We start from the raw sequence: 15,020 nt of genomic DNA on the forward strand, positions 1-15,020 counted from the left end.
CCGCTCCGTCGTGTGCCCCGGCCCGCCTCAGCCCTTGCGCCGCCGACCGCGCCCGGTGCGTACCGGCGCCGTGTCGGAAGACGAACCCGAGCGGTCTGCGGAGACGACCAGGGCGGCGAGCGCGGTGGTCACCGGGACCGAGGCGACCAGACCGATCGAGCCGACCAGGGTGCGGACGATCTCCTCCGCGACGAGCTCGCTGTTGGCGACCGTACTGACGCTGCTCTGGGCGATCGAGAACAGCAGCAGGAGGGGGAGGGCGGCGCCCGCGTAGGCGAGGACGAGGGTGTTGACCACCGAGGCGATGTGGTCGCGGCCGATGCGGATGCCCGCGCGGTACAGGGCGCGCGGGCCCATCGTCGGATCGGCCTGGTGCAGCTCCCAGACGGCCGAGGTCTGGGTGACCGTCACGTCGTCGAGGACGCCGAGCGAGCCGATGATGACGCCCGCCAGGAGCAGGCCGCTCATGTCGATGGAGGGGTAGAGGGTGTGGATCAGCCCGGTGTTGTCGTCGATGTTGCCGGACAGGAACGCCCATCCGATGAACAGCGAGCCGAGCAGCCCGATCAGCAGCAGTGAGACCAGGGTGCCGACGACGGCGACGGAGGTGCGCGCGGTGAGCCCGTGACAGGCGTAGAGCGCGATCAGCATGATGGCGCTGGCCCCGACCACCGCCACGACCAGCGGATTCGAGCCCTGGAGGATGGCGGGCAGGATGAACAGGGTCAGGACCGCGAAGGACGCGACGAGCGCGACCAGCGCCATGACGCCCTTCAGCCGGCCGACGATGACGACCGCGATCGCGAAGATCCCGGCGAGCAGCGTGAGCGGAAGCTTCCGGTCCACGTCGATGACGGAGTACTGGAGTTCGCGGGGCGCGTCGGGGGCGTACGCGACGACGACCCCCTGACCCTGCTTCAACTGCCGGGGCGCGCCGGGCTGGACGATCTCGGTGAAGGTGCGGCCCTTGTCCGCGCCGCTGACGACCTCGACCGTCGCCTTCTTGCAGTCGCCCTTGGCACCGTCGCCGCTCTGTGGCGCCGGCGGATCGGCCTGTGGCTGTGCCTGTGGCTGCTGCGGCGACGGGGCGACGTTGGCACCCTTGCAGTCGATCGTGTCGACCTTGACGACACTGCCCTGCTCGGTCTGCCGGTCGAAGCCCACTCCGGTGCGCTCGTGGGCCGGTGCGCCGCCCGGCCACAGGATCGCGAGACCGACGATCACCGCGGTGGCGAAAGGAATCAGCACCGCCGCGATCACCTTGCGCAAGTGCTTGGAGACCGGTGCCGCGGGGCCGTGACTGTGGCTGTGGCCGTGCGATGGAGCCGATGGCGGTGGGGTCTGCGGGGGCGTCGGCGGGGACGGCGGCTGTGGTGGGGTCACCGCCTGATCATCGCAAGAACGAGGGGGGCCCTCTGTTCAGCGCGCCCGGCATGGCGCTAGCGTGGGGGCACCTTTGCACACGCGGGAGCTCGGAGCACCGGGCTGAGAGGGCGCTGACCTCCGTACACATACGTACGGAAATGGCTGCGTCGACCGCCGAACCTGTTACCGGGTAATGCCGGCGTAGGGAGTAGGTCTCATGACCACGATGGATGCACGCACGCCTGCCTCCGACCAGGACGGGCGCACGCCCGGCTGGCACAAGGGGTACGTCGAAGGATCGCGCCCGGACATGAAGGTGCCGGTCCGTCAGGTGCACCTGACCAACGGGAAGGACGTGACGCTGTACGACACGTCCGGCCCGTACACCGACCCGACCGTCGAGACGGACGTACGGCGCGGCCTGGCCCCGCTGCGCGAGAACTGGATCATCGGGCGCGGTGACACCGAGGAGTACGCGGGCCGCCCGGTCCGTCCCGAGGACGACGGCATCAAGCACACCTCGCCGCGCGGGGGCCTGAAGAACCTCGACGCGGTCTTCCCCGGCCGCCCCCGCCAGCCCCGCAGGGGCCGCGACGGGCAGGCGGTGACACAGCTCGCGTACGCACGGCGCGGGGAGATCACCCCGGAGATGGAGTACGTGGCGATCCGGGAGAACGTTTCGCCCGAGGTCGTACGGGAGGAGATCGCCGCAGGCCGCGCGGTGCTGCCGGCGAACGTGAACCACCCGGAGATCGAGCCGATGATCATCGGCAAGCGGTTCCTGGTGAAGGTCAACGCCAACATCGGCAACTCCGCGGTCACTTCCTCCATCGAGGAGGAGGTGGACAAGATGACCTGGGCGACCAAGTGGGGTGCCGACACGGTCATGGACCTGTCCACCGGCCGCAACATCCACACCACCCGCGAGTGGATCCTGCGCAACGCGCCGGTCCCGATCGGCACCGTGCCGCTCTACCAGGCCCTGGAGAAGGTCGACGGCCGCGCCGAGGCCCTGACCTGGGAGGTCTACAAGGACACGGTCATCGAGCAGGCCGAGCAGGGCGTGGACTACATGACCGTCCACGCGGGCGTGCGACTCGCGCACGTACCGCTGACGGCGCGCCGCAAGACGGGCATCGTCTCGCGCGGCGGCTCGATCATGGCGGCCTGGTGCCTGGCGCACCACAAGGAGTCGTTCCTGTACGAGCACTTCGAGGAGCTCTGCGAGATCCTCGCGGCCTACGACGTGACGTACTCGCTGGGCGACGGCCTGCGGCCCGGCTCGATCGCGGACGCCAACGACGAGGCGCAGTTCGCGGAGTTGAAGACGCTCGGGGAACTCAACACGATCGCCAAGCGTTGGAACGTGCAGACCATGATCGAGGGCCCGGGACACGTCCCGATGCACAAGATCAAGGAGAACATCGACCTTCAGCAGGAGATCTGCGAGGAGGCGCCGTTCTACACGCTCGGCCCGCTGACGACCGATGTGGCCCCCGCCTACGACCACATCACCTCCGGCATCGGCGCCGCGATGATCGCCTGGTGGGGCACCGCGATGCTCTGCTACGTGACCCCCAAGGAGCACCTGGGGCTGCCCAACCGGGACGACGTGAAGACCGGCGTCATCACGTACAAGATCGCTGCGCATGCGGCGGACCTCGCCAAGGGTCACCCGGGTGCGCAGGAGTGGGACGACGCGCTGAGCGACGCCCGGTTCGAGTTCCGGTGGGAGGACCAGTTCAACCTGGCCCTCGACCCGGACACGGCCCGGGAGTTCCACGACGAGACGCTCCCCGCCGAACCGGCGAAGACGGCGCACTTCTGCTCGATGTGCGGGCCGAAGTTCTGCTCGATGAAGATCTCGCACGACATCCGGCGTGAGCACGGGGGGACGGCGGAGGAGATCGAGGCAGGCATGGCGGAGAAGTCCAAGGAGTTCGCCGAGGCCGGCAACCGGGTCTACCTGCCGATCGCGGACTGAGCAGGTGGTCCAGGCCTGAGCAGGTGGTCCGGGTCTGAGCAGGTGGTCCGGCCGGGGGTCCGGGGGGCCTCCGGGCGGGCACGGCCTGCCGACCGCGGACTGCGCACGGTCGTCACGGAGTTGACGGCCCCGGATCGCTCCGGATCACCCCGGATCGCTCCGGATCACTCCGGTTTGTGGTCCGGGCCGCCGTAGTCGGGGCTGGAGAAGTCCGGGCTGGAGTAGCTGGGGCGGGTCTTGTGGCCGTTGCCGTTGTGGCCGCTGTGCTCGCTGGGACTGCCGAAGTCGGGCCGTGAGTACCCCAGACCAGGGATGCGGCTCTGCCGGGGCGGTTCGGGGGCGGCGGGCGCGGTCTCGGGCGGATTGGCGAGGGCGTCGCGCAGGAACGGGAAGATGCCCCGCTGCAGCAGGGCTTCCTTCCAGGCTTCCCTGGCCCGGTCGACCTCCTCGCTGTCCGCATCCCGGTGGCCGACCTGGAAAGCGGTCGAGCCGTTGCGCAGCGCGGTGAACAGCAGCCCGACAGCCGCGCCGAGCAGCCCCGCCGCCGCGAGCGCACCGAACACCCAGCCCGCGGTCAACAGCGCCTCGGCGACGGCAGGTTCCGGGTTGAGCATGCTCAGCAGGTAGCCGACCAGCAGCAGCACCACCGCGGCGATCCCGGCCAGTACGGGCGTGAGGACGGCGACGACGGCGACCGCCCCCGCCCCGGTGGCCTCCGCGTTCTCGCCGACGCCGGGTGTGAGCAGGGCGCCGGGTGCCGGGACGGAGGGTGCGCGCAGTTCCTCGCGCGTCTTGACGTAGTGGTCGTACTCGGCCGACGCGTGAGCGGCGATTATCGCGCTGGCGCTGAGCGCCATGGTGCGCAACTGCTCGCTGTTCAGCCGCTGTCCCAGCGCGGCGAGTTCCGGGCGTTCGTGCGCGGTGCGCAGTGCTTCGTCGAGAGTCCGCTCGAACTCCGGGCGGTCCTCGGCCAGCAGGTGCGGAGCGCTGTTCATGTGCATCCCCCGATGCTCCGTAGGGCCGGGTTGCCCGCTTCAGTGGGCAGTTGGGCGGAAACGGAGGAGAGCCTGCTACGGATAACCCGATGGTAGAGCGGTTACGGCACGGGGTGACAGGGGGTTTGCGGAAATTGGCCCGGCGGTAGGGGCGTACGCTCCGGGCGCACGTCCGCCCCCATAACCCTCAGTCACCCAGCGGGAGTTGAACCACCAGCAGCTTTCCGGCCATGGTCACGCCGCCGTCCATGGCGATGGCCAGGGAGTCGGCGTAGACGTGCGGACCTTCGACGACCGGCCCCGAGCTGCCCTCTCCATCCCCGGAGTCCTCGTTGCCCACCTCGCCGAGGAGGTACGGGATGGGGCTGTGACCGTGGACGATGCGCTCGCCGCCATATGCGGCGAGCAGTTCCCGTACGGCGTCGGAACCGCCTTCGTCACGGAACGCGAAACGCTTGGTGAATTTCCGGAAGACGTCCCAGCACTCGTCCGCGTCGTTACGCGTGAGGATGGAGTGCACCGTGTCGTTGACGTCCTCGATGGTGGAGCCGTAGTCGAGGTAGGCCGTGGTGTCGGAGTGGGTGAGCAGGTGCCCGTCCTCCAGGGCCACCGCGTCGAGGCGGGCCATCCACTGGAGGTGGACGTCCTGGAGGCGGTCCATGTCGTGCTTCTGGCCGCCGTTGAGCAGCCAGGCCGCCTGGAAGGTGGCGGTGCCCGCGCCGGAGTTGACGGGGGTGTCGCCGAACCTCCGGGCGCCGAGCAGCAGCAGCTCGTGGTTGCCCATCAGGGCCTTGCAGTAGCCGCCGGCCGCCGCCGCTTCGGCGGACAGCCGCATCACCAGGTCGATGACGCCGATGCCGTCCGGGCCGCGGTCGGTGAAGTCGCCGAGGAACCAGAGGCGGGCGTTGCCGGCCGCCCAGTGGCCCTCGTCGTCGATGAGGCCCTGCTCGTGCAGGGCGTCCAGCAGCTCTTCGAGATAGCCGTGGACGTCACCGACGACGAACAGCGGGCCGAGACCCTCGCCGTCGGGCCGCTCCTCGAAGTCGGGCTGCGGGATGCGCTGCGTGTGGCCCGGGCCGACGTGGTCCTCCCGGCTGATCACCGGGAGGTCGCGCTGGGTGGGCGTGTAGCCCTCGGGCTCGTCGCCCTCCTCGTAGGCCTGCTCCGAGCCGTACGCCTGCTCCGGCCCGTACGCCTGCTCCGCGCCGGGCATCTGCTTGGCGTCGAACGCCTGCTTGCTGTCGAACGCCTGCTTGCTGTCCAACGCCTGCTTGCTGTCCAACGCCTGCTTGGCGTCCAGCGCCTGCTTGGTGTCGTACGACGCGACGGGAGCCTGGGCATACGGAGGCACCCGGAAATCCCGCAACGTCGCCGTACGCACCGCGGGTCCCTGACCGGCCCCCTGAGTCATTGACCCCTCCACCACCGTCGCACCGCCGTACACCTTGGGGCCCCACCTGGTCTCGGGTGGTCCGCCGTGTCGTGCGCCCATCATAGGAATGCGGCCCGCGCTGTGTGAGGCACCAGGGGTGGTGAATCCGGGTACACCCCCAGTTCACCGGTTGTTTCGTCCGTATTGCGGAGATCGGTCCCGGTGTTGATTTCGGGGCGGCACTCCGCTGCCGCCCCGAAGGGCTCTTCCGTCAGTCCCCCGAGGGTGAGCGCGGGGGACTCACGGTGGTGCGCGGGGGGCGCCGCTGGGAGGACGTGCGGATGATGAGTTCGGTCGGTATCACCTGCTCGACCGGCTGTCCGGTGTCCAATCCCTCGATGGCGTCGATGAGGAGCTGGACCACGGCGGTGCCGATGCGGCGGGGCTTGAGAGAGAGCGTCGTGATGGGAGGTTCGGTGCTCGCGTACACGGTCGATTCGGAGCAGCAGACGAGCAGCAGGTCCTCGGGGACCCGCAGTCCGTAGCGGCGCGCGGCGGCAAGCAGATCGGTGCCGTTGGGGTCGAAGAGTCCGTACACGGCGTCCGGGCGGTCCGGGCGGGCGAGCAGCCGGTCGGCTGCGACGGCGCCCGCGCACGGGTCGTGGGCCGGATAGGACTCGTACACCGGATCCTGTCCGACGCGCTCGCACCAGCGCAGGTACGCGGTGGTGGAGAGCCGGGTGTAGGTGTCGGTGGTGGTGCCGGTGAGCAGGCCGATGCGGCGAGCGCCGGCGTCGGCGAGGTGGTCGAGGAGTTCGAGGACGGCGGCCTCGTGGTCGTTGTCGACCCAGGCGGTGACCGGGAGGGTCCCGGCCGGGCGTCCGTCGGAGACGACGGGCAGCCCCTGGCGCATGAGCTCGGTGACGACCTGGTCCTCGTCGGAGGGGTCGATGACGACGGTCCCGTCGAGTGCGACGTTCTGCCACACGTCGAAGGGGCTGTGCCGGGAGGAGGCGGGGAGGATGACGAGGGCGTAGCCGCGGGCGAGCGCGGCCGAGGTCGCGGCTCTCGCCATCTCCGCGAAGTATGCGAATTCGGTGAAGGTGAAAGGTTCATCCCCGTACGTGGTGACGGTCAGGCCGATGAGGCCCGACTTACCGGTACGGAGCGTGCGGGCCGCTGCGGACGGGCGGTAGCCCAGCCGCTCGGCGACTTCGCGGACGTGGCGGCGGGTGGCGTCCGGGAGCCGGCCCTTGCCGTTGAGGGCGTCGGAGACAGTCGTGATGGAGACACCGGCCGCGGCGGCAACATCCCGGATGCCCGCACGTCCTGGCCGACTGCCTCGCCGGGGTGTCTCGGTCCGGCTCACCTGATGCTTCCCTGCTGCTGTCATGGCGACCCGATAGTAGGGCGCAGAGGGCCGGTTGGCGTCGGCGCATATGCGCGGATTGACAGGCACGTTTCTGCACGGGTAGACGTGCTGATCGACCATGGAAGCCAAGGTAGTTGGGGGATTTTGGGCCGTGGAGTCCGGTGGCTGGCGGCGCGAGTCCGGCATCTGCCCGAGGTCTCGAAGAGGTCTCAACTCACCACTTCGGGGGACGCGCGCCACGGCGTGAGCCACCGGCGCGCGGGAACGGCAGGGGCGCGCCCCCCGTCTGTTGCGCCGCCCGGGACGGACTTCTGCGGCCCCTTCGCAGCGCCGCCCAATCCTCATAGGGTGAGCAGTATTGGTGGTACGTACGGTCGAGGAGGACCTTAAGTGAGCGAGACGAGCGGTACGAGCGCGACGAGCCCCAAGCTGCGCGCGGTGCTGGACGGCATCCCCACGTACAAGCCCGGCAAGCCGGCCGCGGCTGCCGACGCCGACGGCCCGGCGGCGTACAAGCTGTCCTCCAACGAGAACCCCTATCCCCCGCTCGCGGGCGTGATGGAGCGTGCGATCGCTGCGGCAGGTGACTTCAACCGGTACCCGGACATGGCATGCACGGGGCTGATGGAGGAGCTGGCGAAGCGTTTCGGCGTGCCCGTCTCGCACCTGGCCACCGGCACGGGATCGGTGGGTGTCGCGCAGTCGCTGCTGCAGGCGACCTCGGGCCCGGGCGACGAAGTGATCTACGCCTGGCGGTCCTTCGAGGCGTACCCGATCATCACGCAGATCAGCGGGGCGACGTCGGTGCGGGTGCCGCTGACCGACGGTGACGTGCACGACCTGGACGCGATGGCGGACGCGATCACCGGGAAGACCCGGCTGATCTTCGTCTGCAACCCCAACAACCCCACCGGCACCGTGGTCCGCCGGGCCGAGCTGGAGCGGTTCCTGGACCGGGTGCCGAAGGACGTCCTGATCGTGCTGGACGAGGCGTACCGGGAGTTCATCCGCGACGAGCAGGTGCCGGACGGCATCGAGCTCTACCGGGACCGGCCGAACGTCGCGGTGCTGCGGACCTTCTCCAAGGCGTACGGACTGGCCGGTCTGCGGGTCGGTTTCGTCGTGGCGCACGAGCCGGTCGCGGCGGCGCTGCGCAAGACGGCGGTGCCGTTCGGCGTGAGCCAGATCGCGCAGGAGGCTGCCGTCGCGTCGCTGCGTGCGGAGGACGAACTGCTGGAGCGGGTGGACGCGCTGATCTCGGAGCGGACCCGGGTGTACGAGGCGCTGGTCGGACAGGGCTGGACGGTGCCCGTGACGCAGGCGAACTTCGTGTGGCTGCGGCTGGGGGAGCGTACGACCGACTTCGCGGCGGCCTGCGACCGGGCGGGCGTCGTGGTGCGGCCGTTCGCCGGTGAGGGCGTGCGGGTGACGATCGGTGAGACCGAGGCGAACGACCTGTTCCTGAAGGCGGCGGAGGCGTTCCGCAAGGAGCTGTAGCCCTCTTCCGTCCTGGGCCGGCAGTGATTCCCGCCCTGCTTCGCTGTGACTGCTGGTGCCCCTGTGAGCCGTGTGCGGCTTGTGGGGGCATTGGCATTTTTAGGGGGTACCCCCCGGGGCGGCGCCGAATGGGCGTGCGACATAATGCTTGTGAATGTGAACGCGTTCACAAGCGTGTCCCCGTTCGTCCCGTCATTCATGGGATTAAAGGGGCAAACTGCCGCTGTGACCGTGCCCGTGAATGCGGATGTGGCTTCGGCGACGTAAGGAGAGACGACGTGGAGCTGGCTCTGGCGCCAGAGACCCTGGCGCGATGGCAGTTCGGTATTACCACCGTCTACCACTTCCTGTTCGTCCCCCTGACGATCTCGCTCGCCGCGCTTACCGCCGGCCTGCAGACCGCCTGGGTGCGGACCAACAAGGAGAAGTACCTCAAGGCGACCAAGTTCTGGGGAAAGCTCTTCCTCATCAACATCGCGATGGGGGTGGTCACCGGCATCGTGCAGGAGTTCCAGTTCGGCATGAACTGGTCCGACTACTCGCGCTTCGTCGGTGACATCTTCGGTGCACCGCTGGCCTTCGAAGCGCTGATCGCGTTCTTCTTCGAATCGACCTTCATCGGGCTGTGGATCTTCGGCTGGGACAAGCTGCCCAAGAAGATCCACCTCGCCTGCATCTGGCTGGTGTCGATCGGCACGATCCTCTCCGCGTACTTCATCCTGGCGGCCAACTCCTGGATGCAGCACCCGGTCGGCTACCGGATCAACAAGGAGCGCGGGCGGGCGGAGCTCACCGACTTCTGGAAGGTCCTCACCCAGGACACCGCGCTCAACCAGTTCTTCCACACCATGACCGCCGCGTTCCTGGTCGGCGGTGCGTTCCTGGTCGGCATCGCCGCCTTCCACCTGGCACGCAAGAAGCACATCCCGGTGATGCGGACGTCGCTGCGGCTCGGCCTGGTCACCGTGGTGATCGCCGGCCTGCTGACGGCGGTCAGCGGCGACCTGCTCGGCAAGGTCATGTACAAGCAGCAGCCGATGAAGATGTCGGCCGCCGAGGCCCTGTGGGAGGGCGAGGCACCCGCGCCGTTCTCCATCTTCGCGATCGGCGACGTCGACAAGGGCCACAACCGGGTCACCATCGAGATCCCCGGAATACTGTCCTTCCTCGCCCACGACAACTTCACCGAGTACGTCCCGGGCATCAACGAGATCAACAAGGCCGAGCAGGAGAAGTTCGGGCCCGGCGACTACCGGCCCAACATCCCCGTCGCCTACTGGGGCTTCCGCTGGATGATCGGCTTCGGCATGGCGTCCTTCGGCCTCGGCCTGCTCGGGCTCTGGCTGACCAGGAAGAAGTTCCTGCTGCCACCAGGTCTGCGGACGGGTGAGGACGAAGTGCCGAATCTGGTGCTCTTCCGCAAGAAGGCACTCAGCCCACGCCTCGCCTCCCTCTACTGGGTCGTCGCCCTGTGGACCATGCTCTTCCCGCTGATCGCCAACTCGTGGGGCTGGATCTTCACCGAGATGGGCCGTCAGCCCTGGGTCGTCTACGGCGTCCTGAAGACCTCGGCGGCCGTCTCCCCCGGCGTCTCGCAGGGCGAGGTGCTCACCTCGATGATCGTCTTCACCCTGCTGTACGCGGTCCTCGCCGTGATCGAGGTCAGGCTGCTCGTGAAGTACGTCAAGCTCGGCCCCCCGGAGCTCACCGAGGCCGACCTCAACCCGCCCACGAAGATCGGCGGCGACGACCGCGATCCCGACCGGCCGATGGCCTTCTCGTACTGAGGACTGGGGAACTGCTGTGGAACTCCACGACGTCTGGTTCGTGCTCATCGCCGTCCTGTGGATCGGCTACTTCTTCCTGGAGGGCTTCGACTTCGGGATTGGCGTACTGACCAAACTGCTCGCCAAGGACCGCAAGGAACGACGGGTCCTGATCAACACCATCGGTCCCGTCTGGGACGGCAACGAGGTGTGGCTGCTGACCGCCGGCGGCGCCACCTTCGCCGCCTTCCCCGAGTGGTACGCCACCCTCTTCAGCGGGTTCTACCTGCCGCTGCTGCTCATCCTGGTCTGCCTGATCGTGCGCGGAGTCGCCTTCGAGTACCGGCACAAGCGGGACGAGGACCGCTGGCAGACCAACTGGGAGCACGCGATCTTCTGGACCTCGCTGCTGCCTGCCTTCCTGTGGGGCGTGGCCTTCGGGAACATCGTGCGGGGCGTGAAGATCGACAAGGACATGGAGTACGTCGGGAACTTCCTCGACCTGCTCAACCCGTACGCGCTCCTCGGCGGCCTCGTCACGCTGACGCTGTTCACCTTCCACGGCGCCGTGTTCGCGGCGCTCAAGACGCTCGGCGACATCCGGACGCGGGCACGGGCACTGGCCCTGCGACTGGGGGTGCTGGCCGCCGTACTGGCGCTGGTCTTCCTGATCTGGACCCAGGTCGACAACGGCGACACCAGCAGCCTCGTCGCGCTCGTCGTGGCGGCACTGGCGCTGGTCGTGGCCATCGCGTGCACGGCGGCCGGGCGGGAAGGCTGGGCGTTCGCCCTGTCGGGCGTGACCATCGCGGCCGCGGTCGCGATGCTCTTCCTGACGCTCTTCCCGAACGTCATGCCGTCCTCGCTGAACGAAGCCTGGAACCTCACCGTCACCAACGCCTCGTCCAGCCCGTACACCCTGAAGATCATGACCTGGTGCGCGGGGATCGCCACTCCGGTCGTGATGCTCTACCAGGGGTGGACGTACTGGGTGTTCCGGAAGCGGATCGGCACGCAGCACATTGCCGACTCGCACTGATCGCCGACTCGCTCTGACCGCCGACTCGCACTGATTCCGTTCCCGTTCCTTTGTGGTCCCTAGTGGGGGATGTTTCACGTGAAACCGATCGACCCGCGTCTGCTCCGGTACGCCCGTGCCACCCGCTTCTTCCTCGGGGCGGTGGTGGTCCTCGGACTTGCCGGGGCGGGCCTGGTCGTCGCCCAGGCGATGCTCATCGCCGAGGTGGTGGTCGGGGCCTTCGAGGAGGGGCTGGGTTCCGGCGGGCTGCGGACCCCCCTGATCCTGCTGGCAGCTGTCGCCCTCGGGCGGGCGCTGGTGGCCTGGCTGACCGAGCTTGCCGCACACCGGGCGAGCGCGGCGGTCAAGTCCGAGCTGCGGGGGCGGCTGCTGGAACGGGCGGCCGGTCTCGGTCCCGGTTGGCTGGGCGGACAGCGGGTGGGTTCGCTGATCGCGCTGGCCACGCGGGGCGTGGACGCGCTGGACGACTACTTCTCGCGCTATCTGCCGCAGTTGGGGCTCGCGGTCGTCGTGCCCGTCGCGGTCCTCGCGCGGATCGTCACCGAGGACTGGGTGTCGGCGGCGATCATCGTGGTGACGCTGCCACTGATCCCGCTCTTCATGATCCTCATCGGGTGGGCCACCCAGTCCCGCATGGACCGGCAGTGGCAGCTGCTGTCGCGACTGTCCGGGCACTTCCTGGACGTGGTCGCCGGGCTGCCGACGCTCAAGGTGTTCGGGCGGGCCAAGGCGCAGGCCGAGTCGATCCGGGCCATCACCGGTGAGTACCGGCGGGCCACCATGAAGACGCTGCGGATCGCCTTCCTGTCGTCGTTCGCCCTGGAACTGCTGGCCACCCTGTCGGTGGCGCTGGTCGCGGTCACCATCGGCATGCGGCTCGTACACGGTGAACTCGACCTGTACACCGGGCTCGTCATCCTGATCCTGGCGCCGGAGGCGTATCTGCCGCTGCGGCAGGTCGGGGCGCAGTACCACGCAGCCGCGGAAGGGCTTTCGGCCGCTGAGGAGATCTTCGCCGTACTGGAGACCGAGCTGCCGGCGGGCGGATCGGCGGACGTGCCTCTCTCCGGCGCGCTGCGGGTGGAGGGCGCGACCGTACGGCACGAAGGGCGTGCGGAGGTCTCGCTGGAAGCGGCGTCGCTGGAGGTCGGGGAGGGCGAGACCGTCGCCCTCGTCGGGCCGAGCGGGGTCGGCAAGTCGACGCTGCTGAACGCGGTGCTGGGGTTCGTACCGCTGGAACAGGGGCGGGTGCTGGTCGGGGACACCGACCTGGCAACCGTGGACTTGGAGAAGTGGCGGGAGCGGATCGCCTGGGTGCCGCAGAAGCCGCACCTCTTTGCCGGGACCGTCGCCGAGAATGTCCGGCTGGCGCGTCCCGAGGCCGATGACGCGGCCGTGCTGGAGGCGCTGCGGGACGCCGGGGCGTACGACTTCGTGGCCGCGCTGCCGCAGGGCACCGAGACCCTCCTCGGCGAGGACGGGGCCGGGATCTCCGCAGGTCAGCGGCAACGGCTCGCGCTGGCACGGGCATTCCTCGCCGACCGGCCCGTACTGCTGCTCGACGAGCCGACGGCCGCGCTGGACGGCGGGACCGAGGCGGGAATCGTCGAGGCGGTGCGACGGCTCGCGGTGGGGCGGACCGTGCTGCTGGTCGTGCACCGGCCGGCGCTGCTGGCGGTGGCGGACCGGGTGGTGGAGCTGGGAGTGGCCGGTGCCGCTCCGGGCGGCTCCGTGCCCTCTCAACGGGGCGCGGGCGTGCGGTCGTCGGGGGAGTCGGCTCCGGTTCCGGACGACGATGTTTCACGTGAAACAGGAGTGGGGGTCCGCGGTGCGGCAGGCGGTGCGCTGCGTCGTGTGCGGCAGGATGCGGGCGAGCAGCGCGGGCGGCTCGGACTCGCGCTGCTCCTCGGGAGCCTGGCGCTCGGGTCGGCCGTGGGGCTCATGGCGGTGTCCGGGTGGCTGATCTCGCGGGCCTCGGAGCAGCCTCCGGTGCTGTACCTGATGGTGGCGGTCACCGCGACCAGGGCGTTCGGCATCGGGCGGGCCGTGTTCCGGTACGCGGAGCGGCTGGTGTCGCACGACGCGGTGCTGCGGATGCTGGCGGACATGCGGGTCGCCGTGTACCGGCGGCTGGAGCGGATCGCGCCCGCCGGACTGCGCGAGACCCGGCGCGGGGACCTGCTGTCGCGGCTGGTCGCCGACGTGGACGCGCTGCAGGACTACTGGCTGCGGTGGGCGCTGCCCGCCGGGTCCGCCGTCGTGGTGGGTGCGGCGGCCGTCGGGTTCACGGGCTGGATGCTGCCGGAGGCCGGTGCGGTGCTGGCCGTCGGACTGCTGGCCGCCGGGGGGGTGGTGCCGCTGGTGAGCGGTGTGGCGGCGCGGCGGGCGGAGCGGCAGCTGGCTCCGGCACGGGGCGCGTTGGCCGTGCGGGTGGCCGATCTCCTCGGTGGGGTGGGCGAGTTGACGGTGGCGGGAGCGCTGCGGCGCCGTCTCGCTGCCGTACGGGACGCGGATGCGGTGCTGACGCGGATCGCCTCGCGCGGGGCGTCGGCGACCGCGCTCGGCGGCGGTCTTTCGGCGCTGGTGTGCGGGCTGACCGTGGTCGGGGCCGCGTGGGTGGGCGCGCAGGCCGTGGCGGACGGGCGGCTGGCCGGGGTGCAGCTCGCGGTGGTGGTGCTGACTCCGCTGGCCGCGTTCGAGGCGGTGACCGGGCTGCCGCTGGCCGTGCAGTACCGCCAGCGGGTGCGGCGCAGTGCGGAGCGGGTGTACGAGGTGCTGGACGCGCCCGTTCCCGTACGGGAGCCGGGGACGGCCACCGCGGTGCCCGCGTCGCCCTTCCCGGTGGAGGTACGGGGTCTCTCCGCCCGGTACGCGGGGCAGGAGCGGGACGCGCTGACCGGGGTGGACCTGACCCTGGAGGCCGGGAAGCGGATCGCGGTCGTCGGGGCGAGCGGGGCCGGGAAGACGACCCTCGCGCAGGTGCTGCTGCGGTTCCTGGACGCGGCGGAGGGCACTTACACGATCGGGGGTGTGGCGGCCGGTTCCCTCGAAGGGGACGACGTGCGGCGGATCGTGGGGCTGTGTGCGCAGGACGCGCACCTCTTCGACAGTTCCGTACGGGAGAACCTGCGGTTGGCCAGGGTCGATGCCGACGACGCGCAACTGCTGGACGTGCTCGGGCGGGCCCGGCTGAGGGACTGGGTCGAGTCCCTGCCCGAGGGGCTCGACACCCTGGTCGGCGAGCACGGGGCACGACTGTCCGGCGGGCAGCGGCAGCGGCTCGCGCTGGCCAGGGCGCTGCTGGCCGACTTCCCCGTCCTTGTACTGGACGAACCGGCGGAGCACCTGGACCTGGCGACGGCCGATGCGCTGACGGCGGACCTGCTGTCCGCCACAGAGGGCCGGACGACGGTGCTGATCACGCACCGGCTGCGGGGGCTGGAGGACGTGGACGAGGTGGTCGTGCTGGACGGAGGTCGCGTCGCGCAGCGTGGCGCCTTCGCGGCACTGGCAGGGGAGGAAGGGCCGCTGCGGCGGATGCGGGAGCGGGAGCGGGCGGCGGAGCCGGTGGCGTAAGCGGTCCAAACGCCCGCTGGTCGACTTTCCCCTTTAAATAGGACTAACTAGGCT

General features: G+C 69.9%; 9 protein-coding genes. 5 read left to right on the forward strand and 4 right to left on the reverse strand.

Annotated elements, in window-relative coordinates:
* Positions 1-27: 27 nt before the first annotated feature.
* A complete protein-coding gene (locus tag ACWGIG_RS12155) occupies positions 28-1,383 on the reverse strand; it encodes a YibE/F family protein (RefSeq protein ID WP_453321461.1) in 1,356 nt (451 codons plus the stop codon).
* Positions 1,384-1,582: 199 nt separating this feature from the next.
* Here ACWGIG_RS12155 and thiC point away from each other — a divergent pair, with 199 nt between their 5' ends.
* The gene (gene thiC / locus ACWGIG_RS12160) at positions 1,583-3,349 is read left to right on the forward strand and encodes a phosphomethylpyrimidine synthase ThiC (RefSeq protein WP_453321462.1); all 1,767 of its coding nucleotides are present in this window, start codon (positions 1,583-1,585) and stop codon (positions 3,347-3,349) included.
* A 164-nt stretch (positions 3,350-3,513) separates the two neighbouring features.
* Here the strand turns inward: thiC and ACWGIG_RS12165 are convergent, their stop codons facing one another.
* From ACWGIG_RS12165 to ACWGIG_RS12175, 3 genes are all read right to left on the reverse strand, one after another.
* Entirely contained in the window at positions 3,514-4,350 is an 837-nt protein-coding gene (locus tag ACWGIG_RS12165) for a hypothetical protein (protein WP_453321463.1), read from the reverse strand.
* A 181-nt stretch (positions 4,351-4,531) separates the two neighbouring features.
* The gene (locus tag ACWGIG_RS12170) at positions 4,532-5,755 is read right to left on the reverse strand and encodes a metallophosphoesterase (protein WP_453321464.1); all 1,224 of its coding nucleotides are present in this window, start codon (positions 5,753-5,755) and stop codon (positions 4,532-4,534) included.
* A 232-nt stretch (positions 5,756-5,987) separates the two neighbouring features.
* Positions 5,988-7,109, reverse strand: coding sequence for a LacI family DNA-binding transcriptional regulator (locus ACWGIG_RS12175; protein WP_453321465.1), 1,122 nt, complete (start codon positions 7,107-7,109; stop codon positions 5,988-5,990).
* Between the two features lie 369 nt (positions 7,110-7,478).
* Here ACWGIG_RS12175 and hisC point away from each other — a divergent pair, with 369 nt between their 5' ends.
* The 4 genes from hisC to cydD all read left to right on the forward strand — a co-directional run bounded on the left by hisC (position 7,479) and on the right by cydD (position 14,966).
* Positions 7,479-8,585: a histidinol-phosphate transaminase gene (gene hisC, locus ACWGIG_RS12180; protein ID WP_453321466.1), complete on the forward strand. Its 1,107-nt coding sequence runs from the start codon at positions 7,479-7,481 to the stop codon at positions 8,583-8,585.
* Positions 8,586-8,863: 278 nt separating this feature from the next.
* Positions 8,864-10,372: a cytochrome ubiquinol oxidase subunit I gene (locus ACWGIG_RS12185; protein ID WP_453321467.1), complete on the forward strand. Its 1,509-nt coding sequence runs from the start codon at positions 8,864-8,866 to the stop codon at positions 10,370-10,372.
* A gap of 16 nt (positions 10,373-10,388) precedes the next feature.
* Positions 10,389-11,390: a cytochrome d ubiquinol oxidase subunit II gene (gene cydB, locus ACWGIG_RS12190; protein ID WP_453321468.1), complete on the forward strand. Its 1,002-nt coding sequence runs from the start codon at positions 10,389-10,391 to the stop codon at positions 11,388-11,390.
* Between the two features lie 78 nt (positions 11,391-11,468).
* Positions 11,469-14,966: a thiol reductant ABC exporter subunit CydD gene (cydD, locus tag ACWGIG_RS12195; RefSeq protein ID WP_453321469.1), complete on the forward strand. Its 3,498-nt coding sequence runs from the start codon at positions 11,469-11,471 to the stop codon at positions 14,964-14,966.
* Positions 14,967-15,020: the final 54 nt, after the last annotated feature.

This window comes from Streptomyces sp. NPDC054863, assembly GCF_053610825.1.